This is a genomic window from Acinetobacter sp. YH01005, from assembly GCF_013420465.1.
Lineage (GTDB): Bacteria > Pseudomonadota > Gammaproteobacteria > Pseudomonadales > Moraxellaceae > Acinetobacter > Acinetobacter amyesii.
In genome coordinates this window covers 14,846-36,827 of the sequence record NZ_VOYA01000020.1, presented here as the reverse complement: position 1 = coordinate 36,827, position 21,982 = coordinate 14,846, and the positions used below count along the sequence as shown (strand labels likewise).

Below are 21,982 nucleotides of genomic sequence, written 5' to 3'. Positions count from 1 at the left end.
GATTAAGCATCCAAATTTGAAATTAAGGGAGAATTTTGGTGCTCGTAAATGAGCGATAAAGGAAATTTTTGACCTGAAAGAGCATCTTGCACAGCTTTGATGACTAATGGACTACGCGCACGGGCAGACTCAATGAGTTCATCAAGCGTCATCCATACTGCACCGGCAATACCTGTGTCTAATTGTGCATCGGCATGGTGCTGAATGTCTTTAGCTAAGAAACAGAAACGGAAATAAGTACGATCAGGGAACATCGGGGGAGTATAAGTATACATGCCTAGAAGGTTCGTGATTTCTACATCGTGACCTGTTTCTTCCATGGTTTCTCGAATGGCTGCTTCAATAATGGTTTCACCAGCTTCGACATGACCTGCAGGTTGATTAAATACAGTATGGGTCACACCTTCTGTATGTTCTTCAACAAATAGGAATTTTCCGTCTTTTTCAACGACAGTTGCAACGGTGACGTGAGCAGTCCAAGCGGTCATAGAAAAGCACCATGGGGTAAAAACGCTATTCTACAAAATTTAGGGAGCGGTGGCTATGATGGGAAGTGAATTCTTTGGAGGAAGATGATTTTTGAGTTTGGGTAAAAATTTTTGTAGAACAATGATTGAATAATGAGTGCAGGGCAAGATAAATTATTAAAAAAAGTAAAACTCTGCTTAGCTGGTTTTTTGTATGAGATAAAATGATGAATTGTAAGAAATAAAAATAGTATTTCGTATACAGTCTCGAATAGCACTTTTATTAGTTGTTCAAATTTCCTGATCCATTTCTAACTATCACACAATACCTCTTGCATAACATTTATATGTTGATCTTCTATCCATGAGTTTTTTCGTCCAGTATAATTTTTTATTTCAAACTGATAATGATTAAGTATCGTTATTTCATAAAACTTTAACCGCCAATTTTCAATGGGATATCTATCAATACTTAAAGGGACACATTCTTTTGTATTAACAAGTTGTTGAAATGAGCACACTATTGATTTAGAAGATATTTCAGTGCAATTATTCCAAAATCCTATCTCGCTCTTTGGATAAATACTATGTAAATGAATCCAATTTAACTTTTCATCTTCTGTCAAAGCATCTCTATTCCTATATAGCGTTTTTTCAGTAGAATGAGAATATTCGAAACTTGCTATACAAATCCCATTTTTTAAAAAGCACTTAGAATTATCACTAATAATTCCAATAATTCCAATAATTTTACTTTTTTTCATTTTGGTACTGGCTTAAATAATGAGCAACTATGTTCATTAAAAAGTGAAATGAATAACCGTTTTGGATATAAATAGTGCCAAGATGAACATGAAATCTTGGCACTAAGAGTTTCATATTTTCTGTATGAAAAACCAAAAATATAAACTACAGTTTAAGCTACCTATAAAGTTAGCTTTATCTTTATTGAACATAAAACATCTTATGCAAAATCTATTTTATTTATAATTCCCAGAAACCTTCACATAATTCTGCGCTGAATACGGTAAAAATGCTTTTTCTTTATCCGTCAGTGGTCGAACTTTCTTAACGGGACTGCCCACATATAAATAACCACTTTCTAGAACCTTATTAGGTGGAACCAGTGAACCAGCACCAATCATCACATCATCTTCAACAATTACATCATCTAAAATAATCGTACCTATACCCACCAAAACACGATTACCAATACTACAGCCATGCAATTTTACATGATGACCAATTGTGACATCTTCACCAATAATCAGTGGAGAACCCTCAGGCTTATCGGCTTTTTTATGACTCACATGCAACATTGAGTGATCTTGCACATTAGAGTTTTTACCAATACGAATATGGTTTACATCACCACGAATCACAGCAAATGGCCAAACAGAGACATTTTCAGCCAATACAACATCGCCAATCACCACTGACATTTCATCGATATAGCAAGAGTCAGCAATACGTGGAACAGTGTCTAAATAAGGGCGAATGTTTTGGCTCATAGGAAAGTCATCTACAGGTTTTTAGGCAGTATAAAATAAAAAAGCACCTAGACCGAAATCTAGATGCTTTCACTTTAGTCTTAATATCGAGTTTTCATCAAACTTAGAATAAGTTGCTAAAGAATTGTTTGATGTGATCAATCATTTTTGCAAAGAAACCAGCTTCTTCAACATTTTGTAGAGCTACAAGTGGTTTTTCAGCAATGACTTTGCCATTAAGAGTTGCAACGTATTTACCGACCACTTGACCTTGTTTTAAAGGAGCAGTTAATTTTGGTTGAACAACCAATTGAGTTTTAATGGCGTTCGCTTCGCCTTTAGGCATCGTCACGTTAAAGTTTTCAGCTAGACCTACTTGAACTTCATTGTCTTTACCGTACCAAACTTTTGCTTTTGCAAGCACTTGTTTAGCAGGTTGAACTTTTACAGTTTCAAAGTTTGCATAACCCCAAGCTAAAATTTCACGTGTTTGAGATGCACGCTCGTTCATGCTTGGCGCACCAAAGATCACTGAAATTAAACGTAAAGGACCACGTTTAGCTGAAGTCGTTAAGCAGTAGCCCGCTTCTTCAGTATGGCCAGTTTTTAAACCATCTACACTTGGGTCAGTATAAAGCAGGGCATTACGGTTGCCTTGCTTAATGCCATTGAACGTAAATTCTTTTTCAGAGTAGATCGGATAGTATTTTGAACTGTCATGAATGATATGTTGCGCTAGAGTCGCCATATCTTTGGCAGTCGAGAAATGACCTTCAGCTGGCATACCTGTCGCATTGATGAATTGAGTATTCACCATGCCAATACGTTTCGCTTCTTGGTTCATCATGTGGGCAAAGGTGCCTTCATTGCCAGCAATATGTTCTGCCATAGCTTTAGAAGCATCGTTACCCGACTGAATGATAATGCCACGTAACATTTCTAATGCAGTTGCAGTGCCGTTGAGCGGAACGTACATACATGACTCAGTGCTGCTGCCGCGACACCAAGCCGACTCATTCATACGTACTTTTTCATTTTCAGTTAGTTCACCGCTTAATAACTTTTGCTCAATGATGTAACTGGTCATCATTTTTGTCATTGAAGCAGGAGCTAATTTTTCGTTTTCATTTTTAGAAGCAAGGATTTGCCCTGTCTCATAGTCCATCAGCACATAAGATTTATTATTTAATTCAGGTGGTGCAGAAAGGACAGTTGCCGCGAATGAAAAACTAGGTGCAAGTAGTAATGCGGCAAGGGCGGTTTTTCGGGTCATTCTGGGTGGTTCCAATAACTTAGGTATAAGCACAAAGAGCCTAGCATTTTAGGACAAAGCTAGGCGGACTGCTATGGGGTGCAAGCGCTTATTTTAAAAGTATTGTAACCAATTGGTATTATTTGCTGTAAGCAGTCAATTCTTTGCAAATCGCACCATTTTTCTTATCGCCAGCTTTCTTCGCATCAGACTGCGCTTCTTTTAAAGCGTCTTTAAAACTTTTTTGTTTGCTGAGTTGCTGTAAAGCATTTACTGGGTTCTTTTCATTCGGCATATATTCTTTGGCTAATTTTGCATAACCCGCTTCAAACTTCGGCTGATCTTTGTCATTCACCAGTTTTGGACAAACTTCAGAAAGTACATAAATAGCTGCAAGTTCTTGACTGGTCACTTGAGGTGTAGGAGTCACTTCAATTTTTTCATCTGCGGCATGTGCAGACATGGTGGTGAACGCAAAAGCAGAAAGGCTAAGGGCACAAAGAGATTTTACAAAAGAGTTTTTCATTTAAATAACCTAAAAGATATCAAATAGCTAAAATTTATTAGCCAAGCTTAATCATATTTTGGGTAGAGATCAGTAGAAAATTGTATTGAAGCTGTTTAGAAATCAATACATTGTGAAAGAAAAAAGGATGAGGCTATAAAGCGTCATCCTTTTTTGGCAGGTTTGATGCAATTAGGACTAACCTATTGAGAGGGCGTCCAAATCTGAATGATCAATTAACCTTCATAATTTAAAACGTCATCACAAACTGATTTTTGTTCAGCTTTATCAGTTTCTTTAGCAGCTTGACGTGCTTCTTCAAGAACTGATTTATATTCGCTGTCAGACTGTAGTTTTTCTAAAGTCATTGATTTATCAGAATAATCAGCAAGATATGTTTTAGTGAGTGCTTGAATGTTAGCATCAAATTTTGCATTTTGACCAATAATCGCAGGGCATACTTCTAACATGACTTGTGCAGATGCAATGTCTTCTTTTACGATGGTATTGGCTTCTTCTTGAGTGAAGTCATTGTCTGCGACCACAGTTTGAGTCATGCAAGCTGCTAGAGCAAAGCCCAAGAAACCACGAAGTGCTACGGTTTTATTCATTTTGTACACACACATTTATGCTGGATGTTGAAATGTAAATATATATAATTATTCATATATTTCAATAAAATGTTCTTGCGAGTCATTTTTAATTTTTTAGTAATGGAAATTTAGTTGTGAATATATTAATTGCCAATGATGATGGCGTTTTTGCTCCCGGTATCCAAGCTTTAGCACATGCATTGCGTCCTCTCGGTCGTGTGGTGATTGTTGCACCTGAAAGTGAACGCAGTGGTTTTTCAAGTGCACTGACTTTAGATCGACCATTACGACCTGTCGAAATTGCACCAAATATGTGGGCGGTAAATGGCACACCTGCGGACTGTGTGTATTTATCAATGAATGGTCTGTTCGATTTTGAATTTGATCTAGTGGTGAGTGGGATCAATAGCGGCGCAAATCTGGGTGATGATGTGCTGTATTCAGGGACGGTCGGTGCCGCATTTGAAGGTCGTCTAATGAAACAACCTGCGCTAGCCGTGTCTTTGGCTGGGCCGAATGTGCGTAGTTATAACAACCCTGAAGATTATGCCGTAGCTGCACAATGGGTGCATGATTTTATTGCCAATGGACTACCCGCGCTACCTGCACGACATATTTTTAATATCAATATTCCAGATGTCGCTGAACTTCAAGGCACTAAAGTGACCTATCAAGGGCGACGTTTACAGTCCAAACCGATTACCAGTCATGTAGACCCGCGTGGTCGTCAAGTCTATTGGATTGGCTTGGCAGGTGAGGCTGTGGCAGAGCCTAAAAAAGGCTTAACCGATATCGAGTCAGATTTTTTTGCCGTGGCAAATGGTTATGTCAGTGTAACGCCTATACAAATGGATGCTACAAACTATGAGATTTTGAATAACTTGCACTCAGAGTTATCTAAATCTTAAGTATTAATGTTATAACTTTGTGAAAATGGTTATGCCGCAACTTTTTTAGAGTGGATTTTTGCTAATCTTAGCCCATTCATAATGACTATATTTGAATTATTAGTGAGGAAGATGATGTCCCTGGTGTCACAATATCGCGTTATTGCCGCTCCTGCAGCATTATTTAAGACCCTTGTTTTATCTGCTGCGGTTGTTACGACTTTGGTCATGACTGGCTGTGCGTCAAAACCACAAATTAATAATGCGACCCGTTATGCGACTGCTCCGGATTATTATACAGTTCGTTCGGGAGATACTTTAAGTGGCATTGCCGCTCGCTATGGTTTGAGCTATGTCAGCATTGCAGAAATGAACGATATTGCGCAGCCTTATCGCATCTATGTTGGACAATCCATTCGCCTTAAAAATGGCGGCTCACGTCGTACAACGTCTACGCAAGCCATGACTCAAGCGGCACCAATTCAACGCCAAACGATTGCAATGCCAACGCAAACAGCACCCGTGACACAAGCTTCAACCACACCGTCGACAGTGACGCGAACTACAGTTCCAACGCCAGTGGTCAGTTCATCTAGTTTACGATGGGTGAGTCCAGTATCACGTCCTACGGTATTACAAGGTTATAACTTAGCATCGAATGTGAAAGGAACACGTTACGCAGGCAATACGGGTGACGCTATTTTTGCAGCAGCTGATGGTCAAGTGGTCTATGCAGCCGATGGTCTTAAAGAGTACGGCAATTTAATTTTGGTGAAGCACATTAATGGCTATATCACTGCATATGCACATAACAGTAAAATGAATGTCAAAAGTGGCGATACTGTGAAAGCAGGGCAGCAAATTGGTGAGATGGGTTCATCGGGTACCAACCGCACGATGCTTGAGTTCCAAGTGCGTTTAGATGGTAAACCAATCAATCCAACTTCAGTTTTACCAAATAATTAAATATATAATGCAAAAGCAAAATATCCCCGTATAATACAATGAGTTGCTTTTATCGAAAGATGAAGCTTCTCATAAGTTTATGAGGGAAATTTATGTTAGATCAACTTCGAGCAATGGGTGTCTTTGCTTGCGTTGTGGAAAAAAATTCGTTTAGCGGTGCTGCTCGTGAGTTAGGTATTACCACGAGTGCCGTGAGTCAGCAAATCCGCTCACTAGAGCAGGATATGGAAGTCATTCTTTTACATCGTTCAACACGTAAGTTAAGTTTGACAGAAGCTGGACAAGCTTTTTTTCATAGTTGCCAAGAGATGCTATCTGCCGCAGAGCGCGGCAAAATTCGTATCAATGAACTTCGTGACGACTTAGTCGGTGAATTACGTATTGCATCAACACCAGAAATTTGTGCGAATCATGTGATTCCTGCATTGTCACATTGGATGTCGGCACATCGTGGTTTATCCGTTCATCTAGAAGCAGATAATCAATATATCGACTTAATTGATGGACGCATTGATATTGCGCTACGAATGAGTTCAAAAATTGATGATCAACAGTTTCATGTGGTGCCATTGGCACATGTTGAACAAGTTCTCGTTGCTGCACCAAGCTATATCAACCAAACCAGTTTAATTACACGACCAGAAGATTTACAAAATCATGATATGGTTCAAATAAATTTGGTTAAAAACTTTCAGCATTTTGCATTTGAAAATGCAGTGACGAAAGAGCAGGTTGCATTGGATGTGCATTCCCGATTTACAACAAATAATGTATTTGCTGCAAAAGCAATGTGCCAACAAGGACATGGCATTGCAAGAATATTATATCTAGATACGCAAAAAGACTTATTAAACGGTTCTCTTGTTGAAGTTTTACCAGAATGGCGCTTACCATCATTTACTCTATATGCGGTGATGTCTAAACGTGATCAACAGCCTACTAAAATTCATCGTTGCCTAGATGCATTAAAATTGTATTTCAGTCAATTACCAGGCGGACGTGTATACCAAGAAGCCTCATAAAAACAAAAAAGGTTTAAAAAGATATAAAAAAAGCCGCAATCAGCGGCTTTTTTACTTTCGGCACAAATTACGCTAGAAAGTTTTTCACCATTTTAACAATGCGTTCAATCAAGATATCCGCTTGTTCTTTATTGATGTTTAGCGTAGGTAATAAACGAATCACAGAACCTGCTGTTACGTTAATAATCAAGTGATGCTCATCACGTGCAATATTCACAAGTTCACCACATGCTTTTGGTAATTCAATGCCGACCATTAAACCAAAACCACGAACAGTTACGTTTTGATCGGCAAGTTGCTCTGTGAATTGCTCAACAAGGTACGCACCCATATTTGCAGCATTTTCAACAAGGTTTTCTTTTTGAATGGTATCAATCACGGTATAAACCACACGTGAACCTAATGCTGTACCGCTATAAGTTGAACCGTGGTTACCCGCTGTTAAAACGCCAACACCACGACCTTGAGTCATGACTGCGCCGATAGGGAAGCCATTACCTAGACCTTTTGCTGTAGTTAGCACGTCAGGAATAATATTGGTGTGTTGATATGCAAAGTATTTACCAGTACGGCCGTTACCTGTTTGCACTTCATCAAGCATCATTAACCAGTTGTGTTGGTTACAGATACGACGAATATCTTCTAAATAGCTAAAACCTTGAGGAGCAGTGTTGACGCCACCTTCGCCTTGGATCGGCTCAACCAAAATCGCTACGATGTCTGGGTGGTGAATTGCAGCTTCTTCAATTGCTTCAATATCACCGAAAGGCACACGAATGAAACCTTCAACCAGTGGGCCAAAACCTTCCTGAACTTTTTTGTTACCTGTTGCAGATAATGTCGCCATGGTACGACCATGGAATGAATGATCAGCAACAATAATTTTAGGGCTTGCAACACCTTGCATATGACCAAATTTACGTGCAATTTTGATTGCACCTTCATTTGATTCTGCACCACTATTTGAGAAGAAAACCTCTTCCATACCCGCAACTTCAGCTAATTTTTGCGCAGCAGCCGTTTGCCAAGGCACTTCAAATAAGTTACTGGTATGAATGAGGGTCGCTGCCTGTTCAGCAATTGCAGCTGTAATTGCAGGATGTGAGTGACCTAAACCACAAACAGCTATCCCTGTCAGTGCGTCTAAGTATTCTGTGCCATCTGCGGTATACAGGTGAGCACCTTGACCTCGGACAAAGCTGATCGGTTGGCGGCCAAATACTGGCATCAAGTGCGATGGTTGATCAGTTTGTACTGGGGCAAGGGTAATGTTATTCATGACTAACTCTAATTTGTCAGGTGATTGAAATAATATAGAGGAGACGCCATATATATATGAGCATCAAGAGGTCTATATAAGCAAAATATGACTCACTTGAAAAGCTGAAATGTAAATAAAACGTGAAATATTGCTTTAGTCATATTGTTTTACTCAGTTTTGGGTATAATGCGAAGCAGATTTATTGAGGATATATCAATGACTGAACAAGCACGCGATACAGAAGCGTTAATTCGTGACCAAATTGCTAAACACGCAGTTCTACTTTACATGAAAGGCACTCCACAGTTTCCACAGTGTGGTTTCTCTGCGCGTGCAGTAGAAGCGCTCAGTCAAATTGGTCGTCCATTTGCTTATGTAAATATTCTTGAAAATCAAGATATTCGCGCAACCCTTCCACAAATTGCAAACTGGCCGACTTTCCCACAATTATGGATCAATGGTGAATTGATCGGTGGTAGTGACATTATGCTTGATATGTTCCAAAAAGGTGAATTACAACCTTTAGTTGAACAATATAGCCCAGCTCCGGAAGCTTAATTGGATATGTATTTGATGATTTTAATCATTGGATACAGATAAAAAATAGCGCCTTTAAGGCGCTTTTTTTATGACTTAATTATCTAAAAAGTCTGGGGTTATGCGTTTTTCCACCATTTCAAAGGCATTTAAAGTGCAATGAATGGTGGAAAAATCAACAAATGAATAATCTAATCGAACATTTATGACGGATTGTCTTCAGTCGGACTTTCTTCAACACCTTGCTCGTTTTCAGCAGTCCCATTTTTAGCAGTACTGTCTTGAGCTTCAGACTTCTTTGCCTTTTTATCTTTGTCCTTTTTTGACTTCTTCTTTTTTTTCTTTTTCTTTGGCTCTTCTTCCTCAAACTCAGCACCATCTTCAATCGCTTGCCAGTATTCAAGTTGCTCCATGACAGCAGCGTAGATTGAGCCTTTGCTATAACGACCTTTTTTATCAAGAGTGCCTACTGGACGCGCCATCAAAATTTCTAGAGCTTGGTCAATGGTATCTATGGCGTGAATATGGAATTGACCTTGTTGCACAGCTTCAATCACATCTTTGCGTAACATTAAGTGCTGCATATTTTGGCGTGGAATAATCACACCTTGCTTGCCTGTTAGCCCTTGTAATTTACATGCATCATAGAAGCCTTCAATCTTGGCATTTACACCACCAATCGGTTGAACTTGACCCAATTGGTTCATTGAGCCAGTGATTGCCCATGATTGATCGATCGGTAATTGGCTAATAGCGGAAATCAGAGCTGAAAGCTCTGCAACAGTTGCGCTGTCGCCATCTACTTGGCCATAGCTTTGCTCAAAGGCAAGGGCAGCAGAAAAATGTAAAATTTGTTCACGACCAAAGTGTGCCTTTAAGAAACTCGACATCAGCAGGACGCCTTTGGCATGTAAAGAACCACCGAGTTCTACACTACGCTCGATATCTAAAATATCGCCGCCACCTTGATAAACCGAGGCCGTTAAACGTGACGGTAAACCAAATTCAACATCAGCATATTGAATCACAGAGAGGGCGTTAATCTGCCCGAATCGATGACCTTTGGTTTCGATTAACTGTGTACCGCGAGTGAGATCTTGCCAATATAATTCACGTAAGTAGCCTAGACGGTATTTACGATGATCAAGAGCGGTGTTGATATGTGTTTCTGTCACCATTTTATCGCCAGCAAGTGCTGCATGATGATGTGCTTCACGAATCAAATCACCTAAGGTGAGGGCATGTAATGACAAAGAGCTTTGATCTTCAGCTTGACGACTTGAATCAGTTAACAGTGCAGCAAGTGCTGTACGGTCAAACGGCAGAAGTTTGTCTGTTTGCACATAATCAGCAATTAGCTGCATATATGCCTGCTCATTAATGTCATTACGTTGTAATGTATCGGTAAAATCGGCACGAATTTTAAAGACACTGCCCAGTTCTGGTTCGAGTTCTAAAATATCGTAATAAATATCAGGTTCAGCAAGCAGGATCACTTTGATATTTAAATCAATAGCTTCAGGCTCAATCGAAATACTGCCTGTCAATGTAAGCATATGTTCAAGTGAAGACAGCTTTAAATGTCCTGACTTTAATGCACGTTTTAGACCTTGCCATGCATAAGGCTGCTCTAAAAGTTGTTCAGCTTCCAAGATGAGGAATCCACCATTAGCCTTATGCAATGCACCAGGACGGATTAACGTAAAGTCTGTGGTGATGGTGCCATTTTGGGTCAGTTGTTCAACATGACCTAGCAAATTGTAATGGGTTGGGAAATCTTCAAAAATAACGGGCGCACCAGCATTTGGTTTGTGTGTGGCGATAATGTTAGCTTGGTAGCGAGATGGCACGCGGTTAAATAGGCCAGGTGTAAAGTCATCTTCTTCTTGCTCAAGAACAAACTCAACATTTTGAATGATGTCATCTGCATATTGCTTCAGATAATCTTCTAAGCCTTCAACCATGCTAAATTTATTTTGAATTACATCAATACGCGGCATGACGACTTGTTTAGCAATTTCACGGTTTAAAACCTGAACTTTATCGCGAGCATCATCTTCAAGATCACCAAGATGCAGACCAAGACGTTCGAGTTTTTTATCCATATAACGGACGTTTGACGCAATTTCAGCTCGTTGTTTACTGCTTAATGCATTGATATCTTCTTTCGACATTTCTTGGTATTTGTTATCAACCAAATGAACAGGAACGAAGCAATGATCATCATCCTGAGAAATCAGTTTAAGATCAAGTTCTTCACCTTCACGGGTTAATTCAACTAAGGCAAGATGTTGTTCATCACCAGCATGTTGGCGAATCATTTCAATGCGATTGTGATAGGTTTCTGCGGTAAAGCGACGTTCAAGCTGTTTTAATGTGGTTTGCCAACTTTGATGTAATAACGTTTGGAATTTTGTCGCTTGACCAGAAGGAAGTTTTAGCGCAATCGGTTCACGCGGAAACTTAAAATTATTGACATAGACCCAATCTGAAGGCGTTGGCATATTTTTAGCGTGTTGTTGTAATAAGCGCTTAATCATGGTGCGCTTACCTAAGCCTGCGGTACCTACAGCAAAAATGTTATAGCCTGAATAGGGTAATGCAATGCCAGCTTCAACCGAAGCTCGGGCACGATCTTGTCCTAAAAAGTCATTAAGTGGTTTGATCCGCTTGGTAGACGTTGGTATTTTTTTGAGTTCAGGTGTATGCGTCAGCTGAAGCGGCTGCAACTGGGTTTTAGTTAAAGTATTCTGTATTTCGGGTTGATCAAAAGCGCTCTTTAGTGTCGTTACTGTTTCTGCTAAGTTTTTTGTGTTGGTTTCATTAATGGTGGTTGATAAAGAAGAGTGAATTTGTTCAAGTCGCTGGGTCACTGTTGAATCCAAAAAACTAAAGAATAGAGATATGTAATTAAGGTATACAGGTTTAATGCCAAAGATCAAGCAACAGCATGCGAAATATCGATAAAATAAAACAATGATTTCATAAATGTTGTTGAAACCGTTGTCATTAAGCGCTTGAATAGCAACATTCGATTTTGACAAAAATAACTGAGTCATGACAACACAAGCTTCAGGATGGAAATCTGCTTTTACTGCATTTTTAGACCGACGTGCGCTGATTATGCTTTTTCTTGGCTTTTCGGCCGGTATCCCAATTTTACTGATCTTTTCCAGTTTATCGCTTTGGTTAGGTGAAGCAGGAATTGATAAAAGTGCAGTGACTTTTTTTAGTTGGGCAGCGCTTGGCTACTCATTTAAGTTTGTTTGGGCGCCATTAATTGATGAGTTGCCTGTGCCATTTTTAACTAAACAACTCGGACGGCGCCGTGCATGGTTGTTGATCGCTCAGGTTCTCATTATCTGTGCAATTTGTATCATGGCATTTTCAGATCCTGCTTTAGGACAAAGCTATATTTACCAAATGGCCGCTGGCGCTGTATTGCTAGGTTTTTCTGCCGCAACGCAAGACATTGTGATTGATGCTTATCGTATTGAGTTGGCAGAAACTGAAATGCAGACCGTTTTAGCTTCGACTTATAATGCAGGTTATCGTATCGGCATGATCGTGGCAGGTGCAGGGGCGTTATTTTTGGCGGCATATTTAGGCACGGCCAAAGGTAACTATATTTATGAAGCTTGGAAATATACTTACCTTGCAATGGCTGCTGTGATGGTTATCGGTATTATCACAACTTTATCGATACGTGAGCCGCAAGTTGACCGTGTACAAAAGCATTATAAACGGACCGACTATTATCGTTTAGTCGCTGTATTCTTTGCTGCGGTGGTTGCCTTTGTCTTGAGTTATATCTATTCAGGTGTAGCGGTTGAAAGCTTGAAAGAGCAGTGGCAAATTTCAGACTCATTCGCCTTGTTCTGTTTAGAGGCTGTACGCTTTATTGGTTCAGCTGTGGTTGCTTTTGGTGTCGGTTCTGTTTTAGTGAAATCGGGTGCTGTAAATAAGCAGATGGCATTTGAAACTTGGGTTAATCCAGTTGCAGATTTCTTTAAGCGTTATGGTCTAAAACTGGCTTTAGTGTTGTTGTTACTTATTGGTTTTTACCGTATTTCCGATATTATCGCCGGCGTCATTTCTAATGTGTTTTATCAAGATTTAAACTTCACCAAAGAGCAGATTGCCGAAGCTGTAAAAGTCTATGGTGTGATATTTAGCTTGGTTGGTGGCTTCCTTGGCGGTTTGCTAGCGCAGCGCATGAACATTATGAAATTGATGTTTGTTGGTGCGATTTTAGCAAGTTCAACAAACTTGATTTTTATCGGTCTGGTCAAATCAGGTCAGCCATTAAGCGATGTCACTGTAAATGTAGCAGGGCAGCAATATACAGCGACGCCGGATGACACGGGAGCTTGGGCAGTTCAAATTCCAAAAGCAGTCTTGGCGGCTGATCAAAATATTCAGGTCAGTGCGGATTATCAGTCTAAGAATCAACATCCAGTACAGGTGAGTTTGCCGTATCTGAATAATTCTTTTTCAAACTCAGCAATGATGTTGCTGCCAGTGACTTCAGATAACACGATTTCAGCTCAAGAGACTGCAAATAGTATCGTGGTCCGTGGACAATACTTGGCAGGCGAGTTAAAAGAAAATCAAAAAATTCAAATTATTTTGGATGCTAAACCATTCGACGCGAAGCTTGATAAAACTGGTGTTTTTAGTGCTGCAATTCCAGGGCAAGCGCTCGAAACAGCAAAGCAAAAAACATTAACGGCTCAACTGCTAGAAAATGATGTAGTGAAAAAGAGTGTCGATTTAACATATCAAGTGAATACATCAGCCAATATGGCGGGTGTACTTGGTGTTGATATTCAACCGATTAATTTGGCAAGTGCTGAACAGAATGTGGACATCAAAGGAAAGGTCATTAAGCCTTATAGTTCGCTGTGGTTATATTTCGCGATTATTGTTGATAATTTGGCGTCAGGACTTGCAGGCGCGGCGTTTATCGCATTTTTATCGAGTTTAACCAGTGTTTCTTTCACAGCTGTTCAATATGCTATCTTCAGTTCATTAATGACCTTAACCCCTAAAATTTTAGGCGGTTATTCTGGTACGATTGTGACCAATATCGGTTATCCGAAATTTTTCTTGATGACAACTCTAATTGGTATTCCGATTTTAATTTTAGTGGTTTGGGTCGCCAAACTATTGAGAGAACATGAACAGAAATCCAGTTCATAATTCAATTTAACTTAAAAAAAGCCTATTCAGTTTGAGTGGGCTTTTTTATTCTAAGCTGTTAAATAGCCTAAGCAAATTTATGATTTAAGGCGAGGATATTTGAAATAAGTGGGTATATGCGTTCTAGACTTAAATTGAACTTTGTATGTTAAATCCCTATAGTATTCAAACATAATGATAGATTTAGGAAACTCGATTATGCGCATGCTGCATACCATGTTACGTGTAGGCAATTTAGAGCGTTCATTGGCGTTCTATACTGAAGTACTCGGTATGACTTTGCTTCGTAAGCGTGATTATGAAGAAGGTCGTTTTACTTTGGCATTTGTGGGCTATGGTGATGAAGAAAATCATACTGTACTCGAGTTAACGCATAACTGGGATACGGAGAGTTATGAATTGGGTAACGCTTATGGCCATATTGCTATTGCAGTAGATGATGCCTACAAGGCTTGTGAAGAAATTAAAGCACGTGGCGGAAACGTGGTACGTGAAGCAGGACCAATGAAAGGTGGTGTGACCGTCATTGCCTTTGTTGAAGATCCCGATGGCTATAAAATTGAGTTGATCCAACAAGACTCAAATGCACGAAATAATTAATGTGCAATCATTAATATAAAGTCATCTGTAATTCTGAATATTCTTATTTATAAATTTTTTTGCGTTGAGCTCACTATCAGCGTTTAAAATAATGAATATATCGGAGAAAAGCTGGCTTTATTTATATGGCCCAGTAAGATGAAATTTACTCAATGGTAAATTTAGCTTATTGGGCATTTTTGTGCCGATCAGCTTTAAAGGGAAATTTGTACAGGATGTTGTTATGCTAAAAATGTTGGCTTTGGATCGTTTTACCATTCTACTTTTTGTAATGGTCATACTTGCGACTTTTTTGCCTGTCAGTGGTCAAGCTGCAGAAATTTTTGGCTATATTACAACGGCTGCAATTGCCATTTTATTTTTTCTACATGGTGCAAAGTTATCTCGTGAGGCTGTGGTTGAAGGCATAATGCATTGGAAGTTACATGCTTTAGTTTTTGCTTTTACCTTTGCATTATTTCCATTATTGGGTTTAATGGCGAAACCAATCCTCGTGCCGATGTTAGGGCAAGAGTTGTATTGGGGCTTTTTGTTTATGTGCTTTTTACCTTCGACAGTACAGTCTTCCATTGCATTTACTTCGGTAGCACAGGGTAATGTTGCTGGTGCAGTCTGTAGTGCATCATTTTCAAATATTATTGGGATGTTTATTACCCCAGTGATGGTGGCCTATTTTATTCTCGGCCAGTCACAACATAACTACGATCCGACAGCATCTATTATTCAAATTACGCTGTTATTACTCATTCCCTTCATTTTAGGGCAGCTCCTCCGTCCTTGGGTGTTTCCTTATATGAAGAAAATGCCAAAAATCGTGAAGGTATTTGATCAGGGCTCAATTTTGATGGTGGTCTATGGTGCATTCAGTAGTGCAGTGGTGGCAGGGCTATGGCATCAAGTGAGTGGTATGACCTTATTCCTATTGATTGTGGCGTGCTCAGTTCTATTAACGATTATTATGTTATTGGCGTTATATGTGCCACGTTGGTTGGGCTTTAGCCGAGCTGATCAAAAGACGATTTTCTTTTGTGGCTCTAAAAAAACCTTGGCGAGCGGCGTGCCCATGGCACAAATTTTATTTATTGGGCAGCCGATGGGGATGATAGTTTTACCGATTATGATCTTTCACCAAATTCAGTTGATGGTCTGTGGTGTGATTGCCAACCTTTGGGCAAAACAAAGCCGTGGGCAAGAATAAGGGCGAGATGAATACGTTCTTTTAAAATACCTTATATAGATGAAAAGAAAATAATTATGAAAATTAAAAAAGGCTTTTTCATTTTATTCTTGGGTCTGAACACAGTCGTTCATGCTCAAGAGGATTTATCTTTAAATAGTAACCGTGATGTCATTGAAAAAATGCCGCTCATTAGCCTGCAGCCTATGCTGGATTTTTGTCGTGATCGACAACCACAGATGAATACGGACTTAGATCAGGCTTATCAAGCGGCAAAGCTTAAATTAATTGCTGCGGTTCAGGCTGTCCGTTTTAATGGTGTAGAGCCATTAAAGGCAAAAGATGTTGATCAGCCAGTCGATGCACAATTTAAACAGCAGCTTCAAAGTATGTTAGAGGGCATGAGCAGATCATTACAGTCAGTAAATGCAGCGACGTTTTGTCCTGCATTTATTGAAAGATTAAACCATTTTGATCAAGCGCAATTTCAGCGTAAAATCGAATTACAATATCAAAAATATTTAGAGCAGGCTCAACCTAAAGAGTAGAGCGATTCAGCCTTGAATATCTATTTATTAACAATAAAAAATCAGCTATAATTTGGCCCAACTTGTTGTGCTTAGCTCTGACGGTATCCGTCTCGGTGGGCCAAAAGAATGGTCTGTTATGGTGTTGGTCTGCTTTTTTAAGCCTTCCTTGTAGTGATGCAAGAGTGATCAATTGCGATGACAGCTAAACCTTCTTAAATCTTAGGAGTAATCGACGATGCGCGCCGATATTCACCCAAAATATGAAACTTTAGTTGCTACATGTTCATGCGGTAACGTAATTGAAACTCGTTCAGCTCTTGGTAAAGAAACTATTTACCTAGACGTATGTTCTGCTTGCCACCCATTCTACACTGGTAAACAGAAAAGCGTTGACACTGGCGGTCGTATCGACAAATTCAAACAACGTTTTGCTGGTATGTCACGTTCTATCAAACGTTAATATCCAAAACGAAAAAACGGGCTTTATGCCCGTTTTTTTTGTGCCGATAAAAAGATAAACCTTAAATCGGCAATGTTCAGAACCTTATTGGTCCTGAACATCGATGAGATGGTCGAGTTTCTTTTGGAAATAATCACCTTGAATAAAACGAGCTTCTACATTCCAAGCATTGGCAAACAGTGTCATGTCATTTAATTCACGTAGCATGATTTCAACAGTTTTGATTTCATGATAAGTGGTAATTTTTTCTTGCAGCTCTTGGCATGACTTGTCGTTTGCAAGCATTTGGGTCAAGCTTGAATCTAGTGTTAAGCAGTGAACATCCATTTGACGTAATAATGATTCACTAAACATCGAATGACCAAAATTACGTAAAGCCAGTTCGGCACCATTTTTACGAAGTTCAACAAATGCTTTTTGAGCGGCATCAATATTGAGCTGAATGTCTTCTTCTGCAAATTGTAAAATCAGTGGATTCTTCAATTTACTACGAATAATCGTAATGAGTTTTGAAATAAATTCAGGGAAGGTGCGGTCGTTATATAGCACTTCCTTGTTCAGGTTAACGATTAATTTAGCTTCAGGGAACTGAGTAATAAAGTTGTGTAGCTGTTTACACGATTCAACCAAGATCCAACGATCCAATTTAATGGATAGCTCTGAGTCTTCAGCCAATTCACGTAGTTGGGCGATATCTTTCCATTTATTTTCAAAAATAAAGCCGCTGGTTACTTCATAAGTATAAAGATGTGAATCTTCTTTATCATACAGTTGCTGATATTTAAGATGAATTTCACCGCGTTCTAAGCAGTTGCGAAGGGCCTTGATAACAGGAGCTTCATCACTAACGACAATCGGCGCAATTTGTGCTTCTGGTGTACCGAAATCCAAACTTGGAATATCAATTTCTAATGGAATCGTTAAATCGATTTCAGGCGCTTGTTGGTTGGTAGGTAGCGCAGTATTAAAGGCTTTTGCAACAAAGGTTTCAAAATGTGCTTCATCACGAATATCGCTGTCTAAAACACTGTATCCCATGCGTAAATTTAATGGATAAGTTTCATTATTTACACTGAGTAATTGAGGTTTGCTCAGAGTGTTAAGACCAATCAATTTAGACTCAAGTTTGAGCTGATTATCCGCTTGGAATAAGGCAACCATTGCACCATTGTCTAAACTAAATAATGGAGCATGTGTTTGATCTTTCAAGAAGTCTTTAATATTGGTGAAATAGCTCTTATAAGTATTCCAATCTTTTTGAAAAATCGCATCTGAGCAAGAAGCCAATGTAAATAGAACTAATGCATTTACATTAGCAGGTTGCTGAGCAATAGTACGGTTGAGTTGTTGAAATGCTTTTGGTTTTTGTGGGCTAGCTTCAACTTGAGCATTGCTTACAGCATTGCTGCTTTGACTGCCAATTTCAATTGCGAGCTTTAAAGCATCTTCTTCAGCTGCGGCAATAAATTCGAGTTTTAGTGGGTTTTGCCCAGCCACTGCGATATTTTGTGAAACGAGATCAAAACGTCCTAAATCGAGCTGTCCTTGGCTGATTTTTTTAAAGCGTTGCTTAAAGTCGTTAAGGTCAGTAGGTTGTAATAGATCGAGTAAAGGCAGACCAATTACATCATCTTCATTTTTTAGACCAAACAAAGTGAGATATTCAGCATTGGCTTGAATATGAATGCCTTCTTGAATCACGGCAACCGCTTTACGACTATCTTCAACTAAAGACTGGGTTTGGATTTGAGCTGTTTCGAGCTCTTCCATTAAATGTTGCTGCGATTGTTGTAGGCGACTAAAGGATAAAGCACGGATTAAACCAAAATAGAAACTCTCAGGTTCAGCAATATCGACAATGTCATAAATCCCTTTTTTGACTAAACTTGCATATTGTTCTGCTTGATAGTCTTCGGGTTTAAGTAAAATAATCGGTAAATTCGGTTGGCTCGATAGTTGAACTAAACTTAAAGCTTGTTCATATTTTAAATCATAAGCACGTCCAAAAATGATCAAGTCCCAATTGAGATTCAGCTGTTTTTCGAAATTTTGTAAATCATCAAGTAATATGGCATGAACTTGATGTTCGCTGTCTGTCAATAAATCACGTATCTGGTTAAAACGTATTTGATTATCATCAATAATGAGTAATCGAGTTTCCGTACGTTTTAGTTTTTTGGATAGTAATGGATTTCTCACTTTAATGCTTCCCATAAGTCGTTATTTTTGATCTCATTGCTCTGTTTCGCAATATAGTCTTTAACGACATTTTCTTGCTCTTCATTCAATAATTCATATTCAAAGCGAATAAAGCTTTGCGTCACCAACTGCGCTTTGGTGAGGTAGACTTTGATGTCTTCTTTGCCTAAGCGAAGGTGGACCGTTTGTTTCTCTCGGAAGAGATTTGCCCCAGGTAAAATTAAGGTCGTAGACACCTGATCTAGTTGTGTGGTCTGAACCAATAAAGCAGGTTGATGATTTGTTGTATTGCGGTCGGTACGAATATGGGCTGAACATGGATACAAATCTTGAGCCAGTACTTCGAGACCCAATTCCAAACTTTTTTCAGTCGATTGTTTGATCCAACGAACAACACCGCCACGCCATTGGCTTTGAGCATTTTCTTGGATCAAAATAAATTCGCCGGTTTTTAAATTGGCTGGGGTAGGCCCAGTCCATTTAATGCGATAACCATTCACACTAATATCTAAAACGTCAGCGGTATGAATCTGTTTTGCTTCACGATCTAGCGCTTTCGCATTGGTCATGCCTGTTGGCATATTTGAATCATGCGAATTGACAAAAGAGGCTTCATTGTGGAATTGATAATTGCCTTCCAAATCTAAAGTTTCGTGGAAGTTTTTACCTTTAGAGAGATAGAAATGCGCCACCATTAAGCTAAAGCAAATATTAATTTGCGCAGAATATTCATAACGTTCATGACGGCGTTCAGTGTTGTTGGTCAAAATATTATGAATATGGAAATATAGCGCTGGAGTTAAAAATAACTTTTCATTTTTAGATAAATAATTGGCATTTCTAGTTTGCGTTTCGGTCAAATGATCGAGCAAGTTTTGCGTTGAAATGTATACATTGGCTTGATAAGACCGATCTTGTTTTGAGTTATAAATCGGTGGATGATCTTTTTTAGTATCCACAATATAGCGTGAAAGCGTGGTTTCTTTCGGTAGGATTTGAACCAATTTTGCCCAGTCAAAGCTACATAAATACAAACCTTGGATTTCAGCAGGGCGAATCTGATGATTATTGAAAATATCTAATAAGATTAATTGTGCATAAGCTTGAGCAATATTTGCAATTTGATGTTGAGTACCCAGTAACTGATTGACATTACTTTGATAGAAATTGTGTTCAATGGCACATTCAATCAGTTGATGTGCCGCAATCCATTGACCTGCAGTCGGTGTGGCATACAACATATGTTGTTGATACAACAACAGTGTCAGTTGTTGCAACGCATAGTAGATTGATGCAATTCGAGCGGTTTGTAAGCTTTTTTTATGGCCGAATGAAAAAATCGAAAACTTTTGTTGATTAAGCTGCTGATTACATCGTTTGGCAATATCAATATAGATTTTGGCAAAGTGACTGCGTAAAAGCATCGCCAATTCAATGATTTGTTCATTACGATCCGTGGTAATGAGGCTTTGATTGGTAAAGTGTTTTTCTAAGCTTGTGAGCACACTTTCCATAGTCGGATGTAAAATTTGAACCAAATCAAAACGTAACATCTCTTGGCATTTCAGCTCGGAGATTTCAAGTAAGGCATTGAATAAAGCTTTAGATGAGGTACCTAATTGTAAAATTGAAATACCGTTTAACCACTCTTGCAGACCTTTAGCATTGGTCGGACAAAAGCTTAATTTATCCAGCTTTAATTCAGTCGGATTGTAAAACGTATCTGAAGTATGCGTGGTCATCTTTATTATTTAACTCAAAAAGTTGAAGCCCCAAAAAGCGGTGTCTTGTTTTTTTCGCCCGCTATTTCCCGTACAAGTTTAGGAACCAAATAACCAGGTAGGTTCTCTAAAACTTTTTTATAAATTAAATCAATATCCTGAGCTGGTGTATCAAAATGATGAGCACCTTTTACTTTATCCAGAACATGTAAATAATATGGCATTACACCTGCGTCGAATAAGCGGTAACTTAAATCGACCAATACATCTGCAGAATCATTAACCCCTTTTAATAAGACTGCTTGGTTCAGCACGGTGATTCCTTGTTTGACAAGCTGTTGAAGCTGGCTGCACGTGAAGTCATCTAGCTCTGATGGATGATTTGAGTGTACCACTAGAATAATGCGTAGCCTACTGTTTTTTAAAATAGAAACCAGCTCTTCGTCGACACGGTTGGGGATTACGATAGGAACTCGTGAATGAATTCTCAAAAATTTAATTTGTGGCAAAGTCGATAAACGTTCAATCCACACTTGAAGTTTACGATTTGATAGTGTGAGCGGGTCTCCACCACTTAAAATCACTTCATTAATATCGGGTTGTTGTTCAATATATTGTTTAATGTTTGTCCAATCGTCATTTTTAGGCAGGTTTTCTTGGTATGGAAAATGCCGGCGGAAACAATAACGGCAATGGACCGCGCAGGCACCGGTTAAAGTCAGTAAAAAACGAGACTTGTACTTATGTAATACCCCTGGCTGTTGGTTAGCCTGCTCTTCACCTAAAGGGTCGGTGACAAAACCGGCGTGTTCTTCAAGTTCCAAATGATGCGGTAGAACTTGGAGTAAAAGCGGATCAAGCGGATTACCTTTTTGCATTTTTTCGACAAAAGCGCGCGGCACACGTAGGCGAAACTCATCTGCTGCGAACTGAGCACCCGATAATAACTGATCATGCGAAAGTTCTAATACATCGAGTAATTCTTGAGGACTTGTAATCAAATCACTCAATTGAGTTTGCCAGTTTTGCTCTTGAAATAAATAGTTTATCATGCCGATTGTTTAAAAAATGCAGAAAGGTGAGTGGGGAATATTGCTGAAATTAATGCGTCGA

The 21,982-nt window shown here is 39.1% G+C and carries 20 protein-coding genes; 9 read left to right on the top strand and 11 right to left on the bottom strand.

Features of this window, described 5'->3' with window-relative positions:
• Positions 1-2: 2 nt before the first annotated feature.
• The 6 genes from FTT72_RS12945 to FTT72_RS12920 form a co-directional block, all read right to left on the bottom strand.
• On the bottom strand, positions 3-488 hold the full coding sequence (locus tag FTT72_RS12945) for an NUDIX hydrolase (protein ID WP_168379208.1): 486 nt from the start codon (positions 486-488) through the stop codon (positions 3-5).
• A gap of 290 nt (positions 489-778) precedes the next feature.
• Positions 779-1,231: a hypothetical protein gene (locus FTT72_RS12940; RefSeq protein WP_180178507.1), complete on the bottom strand. Its 453-nt coding sequence runs from the start codon at positions 1,229-1,231 to the stop codon at positions 779-781.
• A 216-nt stretch (positions 1,232-1,447) separates the two neighbouring features.
• Positions 1,448-1,978 (bottom strand): gamma carbonic anhydrase family protein, encoded by a 531-nt coding sequence (locus FTT72_RS12935; protein WP_180050528.1) that lies wholly within the window; start codon positions 1,976-1,978, stop codon positions 1,448-1,450.
• Positions 1,979-2,081: 103 nt separating this feature from the next.
• Positions 2,082-3,230: a D-alanyl-D-alanine carboxypeptidase PBP5/6 gene (dacC, locus tag FTT72_RS12930; RefSeq protein WP_078191838.1), complete on the bottom strand. Its 1,149-nt coding sequence runs from the start codon at positions 3,228-3,230 to the stop codon at positions 2,082-2,084.
• Between the two features lie 118 nt (positions 3,231-3,348).
• Complete coding sequence (locus tag FTT72_RS12925; protein ID WP_111884221.1) at positions 3,349-3,735, bottom strand: MCR_0457 family protein; 387 nt, start codon at positions 3,733-3,735, stop codon at positions 3,349-3,351.
• A gap of 215 nt (positions 3,736-3,950) precedes the next feature.
• Positions 3,951-4,325, bottom strand: a complete 375-nt coding sequence (locus FTT72_RS12920) for an MCR_0457 family protein (RefSeq protein WP_180165145.1) — start codon at positions 4,323-4,325, stop codon at positions 3,951-3,953.
• A gap of 116 nt (positions 4,326-4,441) precedes the next feature.
• On the opposite strand from FTT72_RS12920, the gene surE reads away from it, so the two are divergent.
• From surE to FTT72_RS12905, 3 genes are all read left to right on the top strand, one after another.
• The gene (surE, locus tag FTT72_RS12915; protein ID WP_180063509.1) at positions 4,442-5,215 is read left to right on the top strand and encodes a 5'/3'-nucleotidase SurE; all 774 of its coding nucleotides are present in this window, start codon (positions 4,442-4,444) and stop codon (positions 5,213-5,215) included.
• Between the two features lie 114 nt (positions 5,216-5,329).
• Complete coding sequence (locus tag FTT72_RS12910) at positions 5,330-6,160, top strand: peptidoglycan DD-metalloendopeptidase family protein (protein WP_180178514.1); 831 nt, start codon at positions 5,330-5,332, stop codon at positions 6,158-6,160.
• A gap of 92 nt (positions 6,161-6,252) precedes the next feature.
• Positions 6,253-7,182, top strand: coding sequence for a LysR family transcriptional regulator (locus FTT72_RS12905; RefSeq protein ID WP_180004878.1), 930 nt, complete (start codon positions 6,253-6,255; stop codon positions 7,180-7,182).
• Positions 7,183-7,249: 67 nt separating this feature from the next.
• Here FTT72_RS12905 and FTT72_RS12900 read toward each other — a convergent pair whose 3' ends face one another.
• Positions 7,250-8,461 (bottom strand): aspartate aminotransferase family protein, encoded by a 1,212-nt coding sequence (locus tag FTT72_RS12900; protein WP_111884225.1) that lies wholly within the window; start codon positions 8,459-8,461, stop codon positions 7,250-7,252.
• A 198-nt stretch (positions 8,462-8,659) separates the two neighbouring features.
• On the opposite strand from FTT72_RS12900, the gene grxD reads away from it, so the two are divergent.
• A complete protein-coding gene (gene grxD / locus FTT72_RS12895; protein WP_067762767.1) occupies positions 8,660-9,001 on the top strand; it encodes a Grx4 family monothiol glutaredoxin in 342 nt (113 codons plus the stop codon).
• A 182-nt stretch (positions 9,002-9,183) separates the two neighbouring features.
• On the opposite strand, the gene FTT72_RS12890 is transcribed toward grxD, so the two are convergent.
• Positions 9,184-11,832, bottom strand: a complete 2,649-nt coding sequence (locus tag FTT72_RS12890; protein ID WP_373686926.1) for a Lon protease family protein — start codon at positions 11,830-11,832, stop codon at positions 9,184-9,186.
• 205 nt (positions 11,833-12,037) lie between these two features.
• Between FTT72_RS12890 and FTT72_RS12885 the strand changes: the two genes are divergently transcribed.
• The 5 genes from FTT72_RS12885 to rpmE all read left to right on the top strand — a co-directional run bounded on the left by FTT72_RS12885 (position 12,038) and on the right by rpmE (position 16,949).
• Positions 12,038-14,182, top strand: a complete 2,145-nt coding sequence (locus tag FTT72_RS12885) for an MFS transporter (RefSeq protein ID WP_180178505.1) — start codon at positions 12,038-12,040, stop codon at positions 14,180-14,182.
• 198 nt (positions 14,183-14,380) lie between these two features.
• Positions 14,381-14,782 carry a lactoylglutathione lyase gene (gene gloA, locus FTT72_RS12880; protein ID WP_078191833.1) on the top strand — a complete coding sequence of 134 codons (402 nt, stop codon included), beginning with the start codon at positions 14,381-14,383 and terminating at the stop codon, positions 14,780-14,782.
• Between the two features lie 223 nt (positions 14,783-15,005).
• Entirely contained in the window at positions 15,006-15,980 is a 975-nt protein-coding gene (locus FTT72_RS12875; protein ID WP_078190167.1) for a bile acid:sodium symporter family protein, read from the top strand.
• A 56-nt stretch (positions 15,981-16,036) separates the two neighbouring features.
• On the top strand, positions 16,037-16,507 hold the full coding sequence (locus tag FTT72_RS12870) for a hypothetical protein (protein WP_180178504.1): 471 nt from the start codon (positions 16,037-16,039) through the stop codon (positions 16,505-16,507).
• Positions 16,508-16,724: 217 nt separating this feature from the next.
• A complete protein-coding gene (rpmE, locus tag FTT72_RS12865) occupies positions 16,725-16,949 on the top strand; it encodes a 50S ribosomal protein L31 (RefSeq protein WP_078190165.1) in 225 nt (74 codons plus the stop codon).
• A gap of 84 nt (positions 16,950-17,033) precedes the next feature.
• Here rpmE and FTT72_RS12860 read toward each other — a convergent pair whose 3' ends face one another.
• From FTT72_RS12860 to epmB, 3 genes are read right to left on the bottom strand one after another with little or no spacing between them, the layout of a single operon-like run.
• On the bottom strand, positions 17,034-19,163 hold the full coding sequence (locus FTT72_RS12860; protein ID WP_180178503.1) for an EAL domain-containing protein: 2,130 nt from the start codon (positions 19,161-19,163) through the stop codon (positions 17,034-17,036).
• Positions 19,145-20,890: a GTPase gene (locus FTT72_RS12855; RefSeq protein WP_180178502.1), complete on the bottom strand. Its 1,746-nt coding sequence runs from the start codon at positions 20,888-20,890 to the stop codon at positions 19,145-19,147. The genes FTT72_RS12860 and FTT72_RS12855 overlap by 19 nt, the downstream gene beginning before the upstream one ends.
• Before the next feature lie 14 nt (positions 20,891-20,904).
• Entirely contained in the window at positions 20,905-21,921 is a 1,017-nt protein-coding gene (gene epmB / locus FTT72_RS12850; protein ID WP_180178501.1) for an EF-P beta-lysylation protein EpmB, read from the bottom strand.
• Between the last annotated feature and the right edge of the window lie 61 nt (positions 21,922-21,982).